Source organism: Anaeromyxobacter sp. SG64 (assembly GCF_022690745.1).
Taxonomy (GTDB): Bacteria; Myxococcota; Myxococcia; order Myxococcales; family Anaeromyxobacteraceae; genus Anaeromyxobacter; species Anaeromyxobacter soli.
Window position 1 is genome coordinate 37,772 of the sequence record NZ_JALCZB010000018.1, and the last position, 16,958, is coordinate 54,729.

A 16,958-nucleotide genomic window follows, 5' to 3' on the forward strand; every position below is an offset into this window, starting at 1 on the left:
TCCGGATCGCCGTCCCCGGCTGGCGCAGGACGAGCGGGACCCCTGCGGCCCGACATGGACAGCCCGTCCGGCACCCCCCGGACTGGACGTGCAGGGTACCGGCCCTTCCGTCCGGCGTCTACCCCGCGCGCAGCTGACGCTCGACGAGCCGCTGGTACAGGCCGCCACGCGCGACGAGCTCGCGATGCGGGCCCGACTCCACAATCAAGCCACCCTCGATCACCACCACGCGATCGGCGCTCGCGACCGTCGAGAGCCGGTGGGCGATGATCACGGTGGTGCGGCCGGTCATGAGACGCGCGAGCGCGTCCTTCACGAGCGCCTCGGACTCCGCATCGAGGGCGCTCGTCGCCTCGTCCAGGAGGAGGATGCGCGGGTCCTTGAGGACGGCGCGAGCGATGGCGAGCCGCTGGCGCTGACCCCCGGAGAGCTGCTGGCCGCGCTCGCCCACCCGCGTCGCGTAGCCCTCCGGGAACCCGCGCACGAAGGCGTCGGCGTGGGCTGCGCGGCAGGCGGCCACGACCTCCTCATGCGTCGCGTCCGGCCGGCCGTAGCGCACGTTCTCCTCCACCGAGGCCGAGAAGAGCGTGGGCTCCTGCGGGACGACGCCGATCTGCGCCCGCAGCCAGGTGGGATCGAGGGAGCGCAGGTCGTGGCCGTCGAGCGTGAGCCGCCCGCCGAGCGGGTCGTAGAGCCGGCCGAGGAGCGCCGCGACGGTGGACTTGCCCGAGCCGGAGGGGCCGACGAGCGCGACCACCTCGCCCGGTGCGATGAGCAGATCGATCCCGCCCAGCACCTCCACGTCGGGGCGGCTCGGGTAGGAGAAGCGCACGCCCTCGAGCGCGATCCGCCCGTCACAGCGCGAAGGCCGGAGGCCGCCGGCGACCGGCATCTCCGGCACTCGGTCCATGAGCGCGAACACCCGCTCCGCGGCCCCGATGCCCTTCATCGCCTCGGCCCACAGATCGGCGAGGCCGCCGAGGCTCATGGCGATGAGGAGCGTGTAGACGAGGAACGCGGTGAGCGCGCCAGGCGTGAGGTCACCGCGCGCGACGAGCTGACCGCCGTAGCCGAGCACCGCGGCGATGGCGAGGTAGACGCCCGCCGAGGCCCCGCCCATGAAGAGCGAGCCCGCCCGCGCCCGGCGTCGTGCGGCGTCGTAGGAGGCGGCGATGGCGGCGTCGTAGCGGCCGCGCTCGGCGGGCTCGGCGTTGAAGGCGCGCACGGTGCGCATCGCGGAGAGCGACTCCTCCGCGACGTGGGAGGCGTCGGCGAGCGCGTCCTGGTAGCGGCGCGCGAGCGCGCGGACCTTGCGGCCGTAGAACACCGAGCCGACCGCGATGGGCGGCACGACGAGCAGCATCACCACCGTGAGCCGCGGGGAGGTGACGAAGAGGAGCCCGATGCCGCCGAGCGCGGTGATGGCGTGGCGGAAGACCATCGACACGTTCGCCGCGACGAGGCTCTGGATGGTGGCGGAGTCGGTGCCCAGGCGGGAGATGAGCTCGCCGGTGCGGGAGGCGTCGAAGAAGCCGATCTCCTGATCGAGGAGGCTCCGGTAGAGCCGCTCGCGCACGCGCCGCACGCCACGCTCGCCCGCGAGCGAGAAGAGGAGGTGCCGCCCCGCTATCGCGAGACCCTGGACGACGGCGATGACCGCGAGCACGCCCGCCGCCCGGGTGACCGCGCGCGGATCCTTCCCCGCGATGGCGCCGTCCACGATGAGCCGGATGCCCTGCGGGTACACGAGCGCGAGCGCCGCGCCGGCGACGAGAAGAACGGTGCCGAGGGAGAGCGCCGGCAGCTCCTCGCGCAGGAGGCCGCCCAGGCGGCGGAGGACGGAGGTGGGCGGGCGGGCGGGCATCGGGCGGGAGTCATAACCCGGAACGCCTCCGCTCGCCCTCGCCACACCGTCCGCTCGCGGTTGGACCGGCTCACCGCGAGCGGATGAACGAGGTCCGACCGCGAGCCAAGGAGGATCCGCTCACCCTCGTCGAAGGGTGAGCGAAGATCGGTCAGCGCCTGAACCCCACCACCCGCCGGAGGCCGTCGAGCGGCGTCAGCGTCGCAGGCCGGTCGATGCGCTCGAGCGCGTCGGCGAGGTGCTCGCAGAGGAGCTCGACGGCGATCTCGGTGTCCCGGTCGATCGAGGTCCTCCCGTCGTCCCAGCCGAGCTCCACGTGCCGGTCACCCGGCCGCTCGGGCAAGACCCCGTAGCGCGCCCGGAAGAGCTCGTTCGCCGCCGGCGAGTAGAACCCGTGCGTATACGCGTCCGCGTTCGCCGCGTCGTCCGCGAGGTGCAGCGCGACCGCGCGCGCGCCAAGGACCGCCGCCGCGAGCTGCAGCGCGGTCCAGACGTCATCGAGCCCACGCGCCTCCCGGAGCGTCGCGCCCAGCCGGCGGATGGCCCCGCGCAGCTCGAGGTTACGCCTGCGGTCCACGAGCATTCGCTGCGTGTCCTCGAGCTTCACGCTCACGAAGCCGAGGCGCCGCAGGGCGAGGTAGCCGACCGCGGCGAGCGCGAGGAGGAACCAGATCGCCTGCGATGCCGACGCGTAGGCGACCGAGACCGCGACGGCGCCGAGCAGGGCGGAGGCGCCGTAGATGACGAGCACCGTCTGCCGGTGGCCGAGCCCGAGGGCGAGGAGCCGGTGGTGGATGTGGCCGCGGTCGGCCGAGAAGAGCGGCGCGCCCCGCGCGGCCCGCCGGGCCATGGCGAGGAGCGTGTCGGCGATGGGGATGCCGAGGGCGATGATGGGGACGATGATCGCGACCGCGCTGGAGGACGCCCGGTTCGTCTGGATGGCGGTCGTGGCGAGCACGAACCCCAGGAACATCGAGCCCGTGTCGCCCATGAAGATGGTCGCGGGGTTGAAGTTGTAGAAGAGGAAGCCGAGCACCGCGCCGGCGAGCGCGGCCGTGAAGAGCAGCATGAGCGGCGCGCCGCCACGCAGGGCGACGACGCAGGTGGTGACCACGGCGATGAGCGCCACCCCGCCCGCGAGGCCGTCGAGGCCGTCGATGAGGTTGAGCGCGTTGATGACGCCGGCGATCCAGAGCAGCGTGAACGGGAGACCCAGGAGACCGAGCGGGATGTCCGCGCCGAACGGGTTCGCGATGACGTCGATGCGGTAGCCGAGCCAGTACATGAGCCCGGCGACCGCGAACTGCACCGCGAACTTGGTCTTGGCGTTCGCGCCCTTGAGGTCGTCGAGGACGCCGAGCAAGGCGATGGCGAGCCCGCCCGCGAACAGGCCGAACGCGCGGCGCGGCATCGCGTAGAACTGGCGGCCCACCTCGCTGTTCACGAAGAGGAGCGCGAGGAGCGGCGCGAAGAACGCCAGGGCGATGGCGATCCCCCCGAGCCGCGGGATCGGCTTGCCGTGAATCTTGCGCGAGGTGAGGGCGTGATCGAGCAGGCCGTGCCGGTGCGCGAGCTCGCGCACGAGCGGAGTGAGGACCGCGCCCGTGGCGGTGGACGCGATGAAGGCGAGGGCGGCGGCTCTCATGCCCGCCTCCAACGCGTGTCCTTGACCGCGAACAGGGCGTCCGCGCAGTAATTCCTGATCTGGATCATGTGCCGCGGCCCCCCGGCCTTGCTGCTGCTCCCGCCTCGGTGCACCTGCACCAGCGGTGCAAACGCCCTTCTAGCATGCGGGCAGACAAGCGCCATAGGGGGGCCCGGGGACACGGTACAAAAAGCGAGCGAGCGTGAACGGTCGACGCTCCGCCCGGGCGATTTTCGCGCGTTATAGCGCAGGGCAAGAGCCGGCGAAGGCAACTGCGTCACCCGGCCGCGGTACACGCCGGGGGACGTTCTTCACGGTCGCGGTTCGGACCGCGAGCGAAGCCGCTGCCGCACCACGTGCCCGAGGAAGATCGGCGCGGACACGAAGGTGCGACGCCACAGCCGTCGAGGCTCCTGGAGGAGCCGAGGCAGCCACTCCAGCCCGAGCCGCTGAAACGCCGCCGGCGAGCGCTTGATGCGTCCGGTGTAGAAGTCGAACACGGCGCCGATCGCCGCCGCGAACTTCACGTCCAGGCGATCACGCAGGCGGTGGATCCAGACCTCCTGTTTCGGAGCGGTCATGCCCACCCAGAGCACGTCCGGCTTGGCGGCGTTGATGGCCGCGACCATCTCGTCCAGCTCCGTCTCGGAGTACTCCGGCTTGAACGGCGGAGAATACGTACCGACGACCTGCAGGCTCGGATAGTCGAGCGCCATCTTCTCGCGGATCCTGCCGAGGGTCTCCTCGGTGGAGCCGATGAAGAACACCCGTGCGCCTCCGCGGTCGTTCAGGTGCTGGTTCACCCCGTGGAACACGTCAGCCCCGGTGACGCGCTCACGAACGGCGCCCTGCAGAAGCCTCGACGCAAGCACGATCCCCGCGCCATCCGGGATGAGCCAGTCGGCATCCCGCAGCGCGGCCTCGAACGCCGGCTCGTCGAGCGCGACGGCGAACGAGTGCGGGTTCAGGCAGGCGAGCCAGCGCGCCCGCTCGCCGCGCGCGATCGCCTCCGTGATCTCGTTCGCGCAGGCGACGAGCCCCTTCGCATAGACGCTGTAGCCGGCGACGTTCTCGAGGGAGGCCTCACTCACGATCTCAACCGATCCTTCTGAAGGGCCATGGCCCGCTCGTAAATGGCCACGAGTTGCTGATGATTCGCGGCCTCGGCGTACTTCTCCTCGAATTCTCTACGCGCGAGGTCGGACATCCGTCCGAGGTCGTCCTGCTCCCAGGCTGCGCGTACGGCAGCGAGCAGGGCTGCCGGGTCCCCAGAGCGGAAGACGAGGCCGGTGCGGCCGTGCTGCACGATGCGCGGCAATGGCCCGAGGTCGGACACCGCGGCGGGCGTGCCGAAGGCGAAGGCTTCGCGCAGCACCATCGGGAAACCCTCGAAGCAGATCGAGGGCAGAACGAGCAGCTTCGCCGTGGCGATCTCCTCCTCCGACGCGGAGGCGGGAACCTGCCCGAGGAAGGTGATGCGTCCCGCGCCTGTGGACGCTCGGGCCTCGAGCGCCTTTCGCAGTGGACCATCCCCGACGATCCGGAGCTCGGGTGCGGCTGCTCCCCATCTCCCCCACGCGTCGATGAGGAGAGCGACTCCCTTCTCCTCCGAGAGCCGCCCCGCAAACACGACGCAATCGCGCCGCTGCGACCACGGCGTGGACACCGGCGCGCCCGGATAGAAGTTCGGCTTCACCCAGACCCGCTCCGCCGGGAGACCTGCGCGAATCATGAGGTCGCGCTGGAACCCGGTGAGCGTGATGAACGCGTCGACGTGCCGCTCCCACGTTCGAAGCGCCCGGTGGAGTGCCACGCTCAACGCGAGCGGCAGCGTCGCGAGCCGGCTGCCGCGGTAGCACGCGTGACGAACGGCAGGCATGACCGAACGGCCGTCGAGGCACTCGGTGCACGTCCGGTGATCACGCAAAGGAATCGCCGATGAACAGAAGAGCCGGTAGTTGTGAAGGGTGAGGACCCGCGCCGCGCCGGTGCCGACGGCGGAAAAGATCGCGGGAGAGATGAGCGGGAACGTGTTGTGGACGTGCACGACGTCTGCAGCGAAGTGCGCCAGCGCCCGGTGGACGCCTCGCGCGGTGGCGGGATTCCACGGCGTGAGTACCGCCCCCTTCACGAGCCCGAAGCCGCCGGCTCCGCGGATCTCGTCGCTATGGCGCACATACGTCCGCACGTCATGCCCAGCCCGAGCGAGCATTGCGCGCTCGAGCTCGAACACCTGATTCTCTCCCGACGGCGCCGCCGATCCGTAGAAGTTATGGGCGAGGAGGATCTTCAAACGCCGCTCGTCGTGCACGCCACGTGACGTTGGCGCCATCACGCTCCGACCCTGCCGAGCAGGGAAGATGTCGCGCCGTCAGCCTGAGCTGCGGAGTCCCCGATCGCGGTCCGTTCGCTCGATCGAAGATACTCCCGGAGCTTCCCCACGAGCTGCTCCTCGGACTCGATGATCTCGTCCGTCACGAGGCTCTCGATGGGCGCAACGAAGCCTCGGCTCGCACCATAGCTCTGGAGGTCCGCGCAGTAGAGAATGACGGGGCGACCCAGCACCTTGTAGTCGAAGTACACCGAGGACACGTCGGTGATGAGGACATCAGACGCGGCGAGGAGCTGGTAAAGCGACACTCCTCTCGCAGCCAGGGAAGCGTCGTCCAGCAGCAGGATCGACCCGTAGCGCGCGAACGCCTCGGGTCGCACCCTCGCCATCGGATGCGGCTTCACGACACACAACGCACCATGCTCCGCGCAGAGAGCGTCTATCCGACTCAGATCGACCCCGCCCGCGAAGATGTCCGCTGACTCCTTCCCATCGACGCGCACGTCTCCGTGGACGGAAGCACGATAAGTCGGCAACCAAACCAAGAGCCGTTGATGTGGCGGGAGGGAGCCACCCATGTCGCGCGATGAGCTCCGGAGCACGTCGAGGCGCGGGTGCTCCGCAACGAGGACGCGGTCGGCGCTGACGCCGAATGCGCCTGCGATGATCGATCGAAACCGTTCATCCGCCGCGATCGTGTAGTGGAAGCGAGGGATCTCGCCGGAGCTCTTCCCGTCGAGGAGACCGATCTTCTTGATCGGCATCCCGTGCCAGACATTGACGACGATCTGTGCCGGAGACAGCGGCCACGCCGAGAAGCAGCCGTGTGTGAACAGCACGAGTCTGGCGCGGTGGTACAACCACACACCGTACGCGCTATATCTGTACGTGACCGTCGCGTTCACGCCCGCGAGCCACGCAGGAGCGACGGCGCCGCGCCGAACCGTGAGCACGAAGAGCTTGCGCCGCGTCCCCCGAAGCGCGTTGGCGAGCGCGCGGGTGGTGTCATCGAAGTCCGGGAACGAATTGATGACGATTGCGTCGCGGTCCTTGGGAATGACCCGGCCGAGAAGCCACCACACCGGAGCGCCGAGGCGATGCGCGAGACTCTTGAGCTTCGGATTCATGACCCCCGCTCCTAGTCTCCGCGGAAATCCTTCAGCAGGTCGTTGATGATGACCTGCGCTTCGGCGAGTCGGGCGAGCGTGTCCTTGTCGAACGCGCGCGCGAGGCTCTTCAGCGACGTGCTCGAGACCCCGTGCGTGCGCGGGAGATAGACGACGTCGCAGTGCTGCCTCATGAAGTCGAACTTGCCTGCCCAGTCGTCGCCGATCCCGAACACGTCGACGGAATGCTCTCGCACGTCTCGGGCCTTCTGGTCCCAGTCGCGCTCGGGAATCACGAGATCCACGTATCGGATCGAAGAGACGATTTCAGCGCGATGTTCGTATGGCATGAACGCGCGCTTGCCCTTGAGCGCGTTGAACTCGTCGGTCGAGACGCCGACGATCAGGCGGTCGCCCATGGCTCTGAGCCGCTCGAGCAACTTCAGGTGGCCCACATGGAACAGATCGAAGGTTCCATAGGTGATGACCGTTTTCATGAGCTGGACACCTCGAGATCACCTGTTCGACGGGCGCGCTCACTGAGGGCCCGTAGCGCACGACCCGCAGCGACGTAGGCACGACGACATCGGCGTCACATGTAGCAGTCGCGACAGGACGGCATCAAGGGCGCGCCAGGTCTGCAGCTCGAGGCGAGCGGGGAGCCACGGCGCGTGCACACGACCCGCGGTGCCGAAAAGAGGCGAGCCCAGTTCCACTTCACGATTGTAGAAGCGCGGCTTCCCTCGCGGAGGACCGCTCGAGGATGGCCCGCAAGTAGAGGTCGCCCTCCATGGTCGCCCCGACCGACGCGAAGGGCATCTTCTCCAGAGGACGCTCGTCAGCGACGAGGTTTTCGATCTTCCTGAAGAAGACGAGTCCTTGCACGTCGAAGTGCGCTCCGACTTCTCGTGTGGCAGGAGTGTCCCGGGTGATCACGCGGGCCCCGAGCGCAGCCGCGTCGAGCAACGCGTAACCGAAAGCCTCGTGGAGCCCGCCCACGAAGACACGAGGGCGTTCCGCCGACAGGTATCCCAGCAACGTGCGGTACGGGAGAACGCTCCGCGGAAATGGGCAGGTACGACCGGGATCGCTCCCGAGGACCAGCACGTCCGTCGGAGGGATGTCCCAGGCGGTCACGAGTCTCTCGAACTCCTCGGATCCCTTTGCCGGCATCCAGGTTCCGAGGAAGACGAGCGCCTTCCCCGAGAGCTCGCGCTGCGTCCGCGTCGCTCTCGACGCTTCCGCGACTTCCCTCACGAGGCTCGTCGAGAACGGGTTCGGGACGACCACTGCGCGCTGGCGGACCATGCCAGGTGCGCGCGAGAGGATCGTGGCCATGTATTCGGTCGGCGTGCTCACGACGTCCGCCGCTCGGAGAAGGCATTGCTCCAGCGGGTAGTAGAGCTTTCCGAAGTTGCCGCAGTGGCGCCAGGCGATCTCGCCCTTCGCCCGATTCCAACCGGACGGACCGTGTCCGCGAACGTGTAGGTGGAGACGCCGCGGGAACAGCCACTTCAGCAACACGAGTCCGATCGCGTCCGCTCCGTACTCGGGAGTCTCGACGTGGAGCCGCCCGTGCGCCATGTAGCGCAAGACCGTGAAAGCCACGGCCACCCGAAACCATGCGAACCGAACCGGTTGAAGCGCCCGCTCCAGGAGGCTGAGCCGCCTCTTGATGTGCTCCGCACGGAACCGATGCACGACAGCACGGTCATTCTCCGGCAACCGGTCCGACGCCGAGCTCGTGATCCACACCTGCTGCTCCGAGCCGAGCGTGCTCAAGAGGTGCCAGTAGTACGTCGCGATGCCGCCCACGACCGTCTCCGATGGCATCTCTCTCGAGATGAACACGTACTTCGCGAACGGTCGCACGTCTCTTCCTTGCTGGGAGGCCGCCATCGTGGCGGGAGGAACGGCAGAACGGCAGAGTCTACCGGACTTCCCTCGCTCGGCACGCGCCGCTATACTGCGCGACCGAGAAGCTGGCCGTAACCCGCAATCTTCCTCGCCATTTCGATGATTTCCCTCTGGTTGTCGGCTGCCTCGAAGGCGGGGCGGTCGGTGCGCATCGGTGCCAGGCCGTTCGCGACGAGCGTGCTCAACCAGGCGCTCAGCAGCGCGACGAGCTTCGCGATCGCGTTCGTCCTGCTTCGGTGGCTCTCCCCATCGGACTACGGTGCCTACGGCATCGGAATGTCGATCTGCTACTTCTACGCGGGCGTCGGTAACGCGGCGATCATCACCCAGATGGTCGTGCACTTCCCAGATCGACCCGTCGAGGACCGACGCCACTATGCCGCGCGCATGATGGTGGCCCTGGCCCTGGCGTGCGGGACAACCCTACTCGTGGTCGCGCTCGCAGCTTCCTCGTTTCGTGCTGCGCTGGGCGATCGCGCACCAGCGCTGGGGCTCGCGCTCGCGGTCGCCCTGGCTTCGGTGTGCTACCTGCTGAAGGACTTCTTCATCCGATTCGCGTACACGAGCCGAGACGAGACGGATGCCCTCGTCGTGAACGGTGTGGCTGCAGCGACGCTCGCGCTCGCCCTGAGCGGCGCATGGTTGCTTCGCTGGGAGCTCGATGCAGCGGGTGCGCTGCTCGTATTCGCGCTGTCACAGTCGTCCGGCGTGCTCGCCGGCCTGTGGAAGGCAAAGCTACCGCTGAGAGCGGTCAGATGGGCCGCCCTCGTCGAGGATGCGAGGGAGGCCTGGGGACACGGGCGCTGGGCGCTCGGAGGCGTCGCCGTCAGCTGGCTGCAGACGCAGGGGTATGCGTACGTCACGCTGGCCTCGCTTGGAGCCGAGGGCGTCGGGCGCGCGAATGCCGCGCGGCTGCTGATCTCGCCTTTTCTCCTGCTGACCCCCGCAATCAACCAGGTGATCATGCCGAGGCTCGCGGAGCACCGCGCCCAGGATCCACGCAACGCGGTCCGCGTCGCGAGCCGTGTAACGCTGGCGTCGCTGGGGTTCGCCGTCCTCTATGCGGTGGTGCTCACCCTATCAACCGGCACCATGGTACCGGTGATCCTCGGTCCCAAGTACTCAGGGATGACGGCGCTTGTCGCTGCGTGGTGCGTGGTGCTCGTGTGCACACTCCTGAGGGACGGGGCAGCGAACCTTTTTTACGCGATGAAGCAGTTCCGCGCGGTCATGCTCACGAACGCCCTCAGCGCCTCTGCGGCGCTCGTGGCGACGCTCGTCCTCGTCCGCGTCTGGGCGGGCCCGGGGGCAGTCTTGGGATCGGCCGTCGGCGAAATCCTCCTAGCGATCATCCTCTGGGCCCAGGTGCGGCGCACTTCGCGCTCACCGCTCGAGTCTGGAGGCGACCTATAGATGCTCATTCCACCGCGAAACGTAGCGATCTACGCCAACCGCTTCCCGCGACTGTATCGCGTGCCGACCATCCTCGGCATGGCGCGCGGATACAAGAAGCTCGGGATGAAGTTTCTCCTCGCGGTCGACAGGGATCAGCCGATCAACACGTCCGTCGATCGCCTTCGCGAGATGGTCCCAGTGGAACAGTTCCGCACGTTCGCCCTGCGAGCCGTTCAGGGTTATCGGTCGCGCTGGTTCAATGTGCTCGCCTCGCCTGGATTTTTTCTCCGGTGCTTGGCCCTGCGACCAAAGGTCGTGATCCAGGAAGGGGTAGGCGGCTGGTCTGCACTCTCTCCCGTACTGCGGCTGCTCTTCGGGACCCGCATCGTCGTCTCGTACGAACGCACCGAAACGAGCGAGATCCGAGCGTCCGCGCTCAAGAGGCACTATCAGAGCCTCTATCTGCGTTGGTTCGTCGACAAGATCGTTGCGAACGGTTCGCGCACCGTACGGTTGCTCACGGTCGGGCTCGGGTATCGGGGCAAGATCTCAGTCGGAAACCTGCTTCCTTACGTGCCGAGGAAATCACGGTTTGCAGCATCGCGCCGCGATTCGGATAAGTTCATTTGTTCGCCGCCTGGTGATGCCTCAACGCGTGAGCATCGAACGGTGCACGTCCTCATCGTGATGGTCATGATCGAGAGAAAGGGGGTCGACCGTCTGGTTCGCATATTGAAGGGACTGGCCGGCGCACCCACCATCAGGTGGACGATCATCGGAACTGGCACTCAGGTGAGTACCGTGCTCGCCGTGGGGTCGCCCAATGTAAACCACATTGCCCACGTACCACCTCACGAGGTGTACGACTACTACCGAGGAGCAGATTACCTTCTGCTCCCGACGAGAGAGGACAACTGGTCTCTCGTCGTGCACGAGGCCATGGCGTGTGGCATGGTCCCGATCACCACCATCGAGAACGGGGTCGTGCCCGATCTCGTGGACTCGCTTTCCGGTCATGTCCTCGATTTCGATTCGCCATTCATCGTGGGTGACGTGCACGCCATCCTTCAGCGAGGGGCACTCACCCCGGAGGCGCGCGAGGCGCAGAAAGCTCGGGCACGGCGCATTGGAACGCACCTGCGAATAGCGTCGAACTTCGTGCTCTCAGCCGAGGAGTGAACACGTACTTGCGTGGACGCGCCAGACGATGGGCCAAGCGACGGACATGACTGGCTAGACCTGCGCGCGGGGCACCGGGAAAGAATCGGGCAAGGAAGCGGCACGTACGCGTGTTCGCGCCTTCTGCATCGCTTCGGTCAGGACAGGTATCAAGACGAGCGCGGGCAAGAAGTGGTTGTGGATCGCGAACGTGGTTCCCGTGAAAGATCTCACCCCCAGGATGCATACGATCCCAGCGAGTTCGGCCCGCTGATACGGCGATGCGTTGCGCACCGAGAGGGCAAACGCGCACGCAGCAATAATCAGCGCGATGGTTCCCACTACGCCTGTCGACACGAGGGCATCGACATAGTCGGAGTGCAGCGACCCGGCATCCGATCCAAACTGCGTCGACAGAATCGTACGATTCGCGACCATGAACCCGAGGCCAAACGTCTTTCCCAAGAAGTCAGCGTCCAGAAAAGCCTGAAAAGCAGCGCTCCACCATGCGGCTCGCCCGCTGAGATTGGAGAGTTGCTCCGTCGAAACACCCCTCGTCATGTATGCATAGATGTAGGCGGATGCATACGTCGCAGAGGCGGCAAGAGAGGCAAGCGCCAGCGCCTTTGCGGCCCGGCTAGCGCGCCGAGCGAGCCAGATGCCCGCAACGAGGGCAGCTCCCAATCCCATCCATGCGGTGCGGCTTTGCGCCAGTACCAGCACCGCCACCAACGCCCCAATCCAGAGCATGCGCCACACACGGCGTGTTCCAGAACACGAGTCACGGAAGCGTGCCATCGCCACTACGAGCAAGATCGCAGCCATCGCGCCGAGGCTGTTCGGATTCACCGTGAGGAGCACGCCGAACAGCTGAATCGGCAGGATCGGCTTCCCGTAAAGCTCGAGCGATTCCTCCGTCAATGGAGCCTTGAGGGCATCGCCGGGAAACATCAGTGCGCCGACCAGGGCGGCGACGACGAGAACCCCGAGGAACTTGAGCCAGAGTTCATACGCCTCGGAGGCGAACTCTGGCCGCGAGCGTGACATGCGAAGCACGTAGAGGCCGACCACGAGCACCATGACCAGCTCGCTCAGTTTCCACAGGGAATAGGGTGAGCGAGAAGTCAAGCCCGTCGAGATGATCCCAACGCAGATGTAGACGGCAAGAAAGGAGAGGGCCGCCGGCCAGCGACGCGGTGGCCCGCGCAGGACGAGATACCCTCCGGCAAACAGGATCGCGAACGGCAGCGCGATCACCTTGTGGACTGTCAGGAGGTCGATCTCTGTCGCCTCGGCGAAAGAGCGCGAGCGGAACAGCAGCAACGAGGCGAACAGGAGCAGTAACGGCAGGAACTTGGTTGAGATGACGCGCATATCGGCCGTGCCGGGGTGCGGAGTGTACCCGGAATCTCGGGCCGAGAGCGACTTCATGGCGGGCAAGGGTGCGCTCGGCCGCTCAACGCAAGCAGCAACCATGTCCTCTCACCTGCAACGATTCACGCCGAAGCAGGCATGGGCACTGGGTGCGGTGCGGAACTCCCGAACCACCGCCACCATGGCTGGAACGACTTGCGACGGGAGCGCACAGCCGCGGCATCGCACACCGCTAGCACGGGCACGCTAGGTCGTAGAGCTAATCCTCAATCTCGACCAGGACCTCCTCGCCCTGTCGCAGTTCCATCCGCAATACTCCATTCGCCACTACGAACGGCAGTTCGCGACCGAGCGCGTCTCGCACCCGGATGGCGCCCGGAATGCGGAGAAACGGCAGCTCCACGGTCAGCGGTATCGCCCCAAGAGGCGCGTCGAGCATCCCGTCTAGCCACAGAGCAGCCGCGCGAGCGGAGATTGCAGCGATGCGAACATTGAGGCGCTCCCTAGCGATCCTATACAGCGCAACATTCCGGAATGTATCGACCCATACCTGCGACTGCCTCTCCGCGACGAATGCAAGGTGCTCCGACAATAACTGCGACGTAACGGGTTGGAATCCGTTTCCATCCATCCCGTGTCCTGCTGTGACGAACCACGCACCCGCAGTGATTGCATCGGCGAGCGCAGCATTGACCGCAGCCGTCGTCGAGCCGCTGTCTACAGGCAAAACCCTGTACCCGTAACCCGCGACAAATGGCCCCGCGTTCCGGGTTGCTAGATGAGATCTCAGCGCGATTTCGGCGGAGAGCGCGTTGTAGCTGCTGTAGGGGAAAACAAAGACATCTGGCTTAGCTCCGAGCTTTTCCTCGATGAGGCGCTGCGCGCCCTCGATCTCGTAAGAAATCGTCTCCTCGGAACTTGTATTGCCGAGATTGATGTGAGTCATGGAATGATTTCCGACTTCGTGCCCGCGGGCGAGAACGTCTCTCCATCTGGCCCACGTCGCGTCGGTGATTGCGCCTGGGATGATGTAGAAGGACGCGCGCATTCCCAAAGACTCAAAAAGCGCTGCGATTGCAAAGCTGGAGGCCGTGCCATCATCCCACGTGTATGATGCTGCAGCTCGCTTTCCATCGCGATACGACGCAATCCGAACGTCATCCATCGCGAAAGTTTCCGAGACGGTTGGGGTGTCCACGAGCACCGACACCGCCATCTGATCCGCGGTGGCGTCCACGATTCGCCCCGTCAGGAGGCACACCACTCCGCTGAGCTGCGGCGCGGTCCACGTGAAGTTCTCAGTCCCAACCGTTCCGCTCACCGAGAGCGAGCTCGTTTCTGTGGAGCCGCCGCAATCATCGAAGACCTCGATCCAGGAAGGGTGTGACGAGCCACCGAGGGCGATCTCCACCTGACCCGAAACTCGCTGGCCAGGGGCAGCCTTCGCGCGGCACGTGGCGTCCAGTGCGCTCCGGGCGACATCGCAAACGGGGTCCGTCTCGAGACGAATGCCCGTAACAACGGACGGGCGAAGCACGGCCACGGTCACGTCAGCCGTTCCGTCGCCCACCACGCTCTCGATACTGAAGGTCACCGAGTCGCTCAACCCGTTCGAGGTCAGCGTGACATTGAAGATACAGGTGCCGGGTTGTATCGCTGACCAAAGCGTGCTCGGTTCGGTCGGCGTGAGCAGCCGTTCCGGGCAACTCGATTCCCATAGCCAGGAGACGGGGTCTCCGTCGGGATCGATCCCAGTTGCCGACAACGCCAGTTGTTCTCCAACCAGCACCGCAGTCTTTGGGACCATGAGCGAAGTGATGATCGGCCCATGGTCTGGTGCGGGCGGCACCTCCGTGTAGAGCGTGAGACGTACGATCGAAGTCCGCCCTGCCACCACAGTCGTCGTGATCGTGCCCGATGCGACGACCGCATCGTCGAGTCCGTACGCTGTCGCCGTGAGCGTTTGCTGCCCCGCAGGAAGTTGGAGAACCCCGAAGAACGAGCCGTCCTCAGGGTTGCGCTGCAGGCGAAAGGATGCTCGAGCAGGCGCGGCGGCCACGTCGACGTATTCGACATCGACCCCCGTGGCCGTATCCACTCGAACGTCGATCGTGCCCGGAAGTCGTACAAGCCCGTTCGATGTCTCGCCGGAGCACCCTGAGACGAGTATGGTCACCACGCTCGCGAGGAGAGCTGTGGCCAAGTTCTTGATAGTAGTCAACGAACCCCCCCGGTTCGTGAGCAAATGCGCGCTCGGCGCATTCGTGTGTACGAGAAATTCGTTCCGCGGTCCTGCATCGTAGCGAGCGCATTCAACGATGGAAAAAAAAGCCCACTCTCGAGCGTTCCTTCAAGCTCTGCGGCTGTCCCGATTTGGGCCCTGCACCGACCGGCGCGAGAGATCCGGAACTCGCTTGGCCGCGGCCCCGCGTGCCTCCGGCCTCGGCCGTGCGGTCGCCAGCGCCGTGGCGCTTAGCTTCGAAGAGCGATCCATGCGGATGACGCTCATCACCCTGGCGTGCAGCCTTCTGCTCTTCTCCTGCGATCCTAGAGCGATTCGCTCGGTCGAGCCATGGCCCATGTGTCAGCCCTCGGAACCCGCCCCACCGGCCTGTGGCGCGCCGCCTCAGGCGCTCACCTCATCTGTCGCGCAGGAGCTGGGGCCGGGATTTGCTGCCATCAACGCGCGGAACTGGTCCTCTGAGCCGACCCCCTGGATCGTCGGACATCGCGGGTCGACGAACGTCGCCGCCCCTGAGAACACCCGTGCTGCGTTCGATTATGCGGCGTCGATCGGAATTCCGATCGAAACCGATGTGACGATCAGCTGCGACGGCGTACCGATGATTCTTCACGATGCCACCCCGGACCGGACTACGGGTGTGACCACGAACCGAGATGCCTGGACCTACTCCGCGGACGAGTTGCGGCAACTCGATGCGTCACAGGTCTATTACCCTGAGGTATTCTCACCACAGCCCATCCCGTCGTTCGAAGACGTCCTGAGTTGCTACGGACCGACGACCCTTCTGCTCGCAGAGGTGAAGTCGGGGCCCCGGCAGAGTGTCACTGGACGTCCCGGCTTCTACACGACGGCAGTTGCCATGGCGAACCTCATCGTCAAGTACGGTCTGCAGCCATCCGTAGCGGTGACCTCCTTCAACGACGCTGACCTGGCGACAGTCAGGAGGACTGACCCATCGATACGTACTATCCTGACGCAAAGTGAGCTGATCTCTGCTTCAACAGCTGCGAACATGGGAGTGTGGGCCGTCGCGGTGCATTTCGCGTCTGTTTCTGCGCAATACGTCGCAGCTCTGCACGCCGCGGGGTTGAAGGTGTTCGTCTGGCCCGTCGGTTCCGTGGTGGATGCTGAGCGGATGCTCGGAATGGGTGTGGATGGCATCATCGCCGACGATCCTCAATACGTCATGGCGTTTGCGAACCGGCGGACGCCCACCGGCGTGACGACGGCCCACGTGCCCGACACACTGGCTGGTTCCGGGTGGCCGTCCTACTCCACCGCCTCTAATGCGTCACGGACGGTCAAGAATGGATTCGTCACCTTCAGTTATGACGCGTTCACTGAGTCGAGCACGAGCCTCCTGGGTGTGCCACTCCGTTCTGCTGATAGTCCAGCGACTCAAACCATCACAACGACTCTCAAGATCATCGCAGCAGGGGAGGACCAAACGCGGTTCGTCGGCTTCCGCTTCGCTTGGAGTACAGACAACGATACGTCCATCGTCGGGTCTGCAACATCCAATGGGTATTACTTCACGCACCGACTCAATGGAACCGTTGAGTTGGTGCGCGTCGCCGCGGGCTCCTACTCGATCCTAAAGACGAGCGTCTGGAGCTCCATCGCGGCGGACCAAGCCATCCCACTCCGCTTCGACGTCACACCGACGGAGATCACGGTCAGGCGCACCGACACGAATCAGTCACTGACCGTCACAAACGTGGACCAGTCCCGAGGTGGCTTCATGGGAGCCATCGGCTGGGGGCTCATTCCCGCCATCGGCGATACCACTCTGACGTACTGAGGTAGTCGGTGCGTTCATCCGGCGCGCCTCTGCAACGCACGGGGCGCCGCTGCCATGGATGGGGGGCGATTCCCTCGTGCGTGCGTGATACGTCGTCCCAAGCGAGCGTGCGTAAGGAGGC

General features: G+C 66.0%; 12 protein-coding genes. 3 read left to right on the plus strand and 9 right to left on the minus strand.

From position 1 onward, the window contains the following. Positions 1 to 118: 118 nt before the first annotated feature. From MNZ29_RS07995 to MNZ29_RS08025, 7 genes are all read right to left on the minus strand, one after another. Complete coding sequence (locus MNZ29_RS07995; RefSeq protein WP_242354736.1) at positions 119 to 1,864, minus strand: ABC transporter ATP-binding protein; 1,746 nt, start codon at positions 1,862 to 1,864, stop codon at positions 119 to 121. Positions 1,865 to 2,015: 151 nt separating this feature from the next. Further along, positions 2,016 to 3,509: a glycosyltransferase family 4 protein gene (locus MNZ29_RS08000; RefSeq protein WP_242354739.1), complete on the minus strand. Its 1,494-nt coding sequence runs from the start codon at positions 3,507 to 3,509 to the stop codon at positions 2,016 to 2,018. Positions 3,510 to 3,820: 311 nt separating this feature from the next. Next, positions 3,821 to 4,600: a WecB/TagA/CpsF family glycosyltransferase gene (locus MNZ29_RS08005; protein ID WP_242354741.1), complete on the minus strand. Its 780-nt coding sequence runs from the start codon at positions 4,598 to 4,600 to the stop codon at positions 3,821 to 3,823. Then, a complete protein-coding gene (locus tag MNZ29_RS08010) occupies positions 4,597 to 5,802 on the minus strand; it encodes a glycosyltransferase family 4 protein (RefSeq protein WP_242354743.1) in 1,206 nt (401 codons plus the stop codon). The genes MNZ29_RS08005 and MNZ29_RS08010 overlap by 4 nt, the downstream gene beginning before the upstream one ends. 38 nt (positions 5,803 to 5,840) lie before the next feature. Next, a complete protein-coding gene (locus MNZ29_RS08015) occupies positions 5,841 to 6,968 on the minus strand; it encodes a CDP-glycerol glycerophosphotransferase family protein (protein ID WP_242354744.1) in 1,128 nt (375 codons plus the stop codon). Between the two features lie 11 nt (positions 6,969 to 6,979). Continuing rightward, positions 6,980 to 7,444: a glycerol-3-phosphate cytidylyltransferase gene (tagD, locus tag MNZ29_RS08020; RefSeq protein WP_374110797.1), complete on the minus strand. Its 465-nt coding sequence runs from the start codon at positions 7,442 to 7,444 to the stop codon at positions 6,980 to 6,982. Positions 7,445 to 7,664: 220 nt separating this feature from the next. After that, a complete protein-coding gene (locus MNZ29_RS08025; RefSeq protein ID WP_242354745.1) occupies positions 7,665 to 8,819 on the minus strand; it encodes a glycosyltransferase in 1,155 nt (384 codons plus the stop codon). A gap of 144 nt (positions 8,820 to 8,963) precedes the next feature. On the opposite strand from MNZ29_RS08025, the gene MNZ29_RS08030 reads away from it, so the two are divergent. Beyond that, positions 8,964 to 10,277, plus strand: coding sequence for a lipopolysaccharide biosynthesis protein (locus MNZ29_RS08030; protein WP_242354747.1), 1,314 nt, complete (start codon positions 8,964 to 8,966; stop codon positions 10,275 to 10,277). After that, positions 10,278 to 11,438 carry a glycosyltransferase gene (locus MNZ29_RS08035; protein WP_242354749.1) on the plus strand — a complete coding sequence of 387 codons (1,161 nt, stop codon included), beginning with the start codon at positions 10,278 to 10,280 and terminating at the stop codon, positions 11,436 to 11,438. Positions 11,439 to 11,492: 54 nt separating this feature from the next. Here MNZ29_RS08035 and MNZ29_RS08040 read toward each other — a convergent pair whose 3' ends face one another. Continuing rightward, on the minus strand, positions 11,493 to 12,848 hold the full coding sequence (locus tag MNZ29_RS08040) for an O-antigen ligase (protein ID WP_242354770.1): 1,356 nt from the start codon (positions 12,846 to 12,848) through the stop codon (positions 11,493 to 11,495). A 202-nt stretch (positions 12,849 to 13,050) separates the two neighbouring features. After that, positions 13,051 to 14,889 (minus strand): polysaccharide deacetylase family protein, encoded by a 1,839-nt coding sequence (locus MNZ29_RS24905; protein ID WP_242354751.1) that lies wholly within the window; start codon positions 14,887 to 14,889, stop codon positions 13,051 to 13,053. A 394-nt stretch (positions 14,890 to 15,283) separates the two neighbouring features. Between MNZ29_RS24905 and MNZ29_RS08050 the strand changes: the two genes are divergently transcribed. Then, positions 15,284 to 16,837, plus strand: coding sequence for a glycerophosphodiester phosphodiesterase (locus tag MNZ29_RS08050; protein ID WP_242354753.1), 1,554 nt, complete (start codon positions 15,284 to 15,286; stop codon positions 16,835 to 16,837). The last annotated feature ends 121 nt before the right edge of the window (positions 16,838 to 16,958 follow it).

Bases quoted from the DNA above. Each gene is read 5' to 3' on its own strand.
- MNZ29_RS07995 (WP_242354736.1), bottom strand. From the start codon at position 1,864: ATGCCCGCCCGCCCGCCCACCTCCGTCCTCCGCCGCCTGGGCGGCCTC.
- MNZ29_RS08015 (WP_242354744.1), bottom strand. From the start codon at position 6,968: ATGAATCCGAAGCTCAAGAGTCTCGCGCATCGCCTCGGCGCTCCGGTG.
- MNZ29_RS08040 (WP_242354770.1), bottom strand. From the start codon at position 12,848: ATGAAGTCGCTCTCGGCCCGAGATTCCGGGTACACTCCGCACCCCGGC.
- MNZ29_RS08050 (WP_242354753.1), top strand. From the start codon at position 15,284: ATGCGGATGACGCTCATCACCCTGGCGTGCAGCCTTCTGCTCTTCTCC.
- MNZ29_RS08035 (WP_242354749.1), top strand. From the start codon at position 10,278: ATGCTCATTCCACCGCGAAACGTAGCGATCTACGCCAACCGCTTCCCG.
- tagD (WP_374110797.1), bottom strand. From the start codon at position 7,444: ATGAAAACGGTCATCACCTATGGAACCTTCGATCTGTTCCATGTGGGC.
- MNZ29_RS08030 (WP_242354747.1), top strand. From the start codon at position 8,964: ATGATTTCCCTCTGGTTGTCGGCTGCCTCGAAGGCGGGGCGGTCGGTG.
- MNZ29_RS08000 (WP_242354739.1), bottom strand. From the start codon at position 3,509: ATGAGAGCCGCCGCCCTCGCCTTCATCGCGTCCACCGCCACGGGCGCG.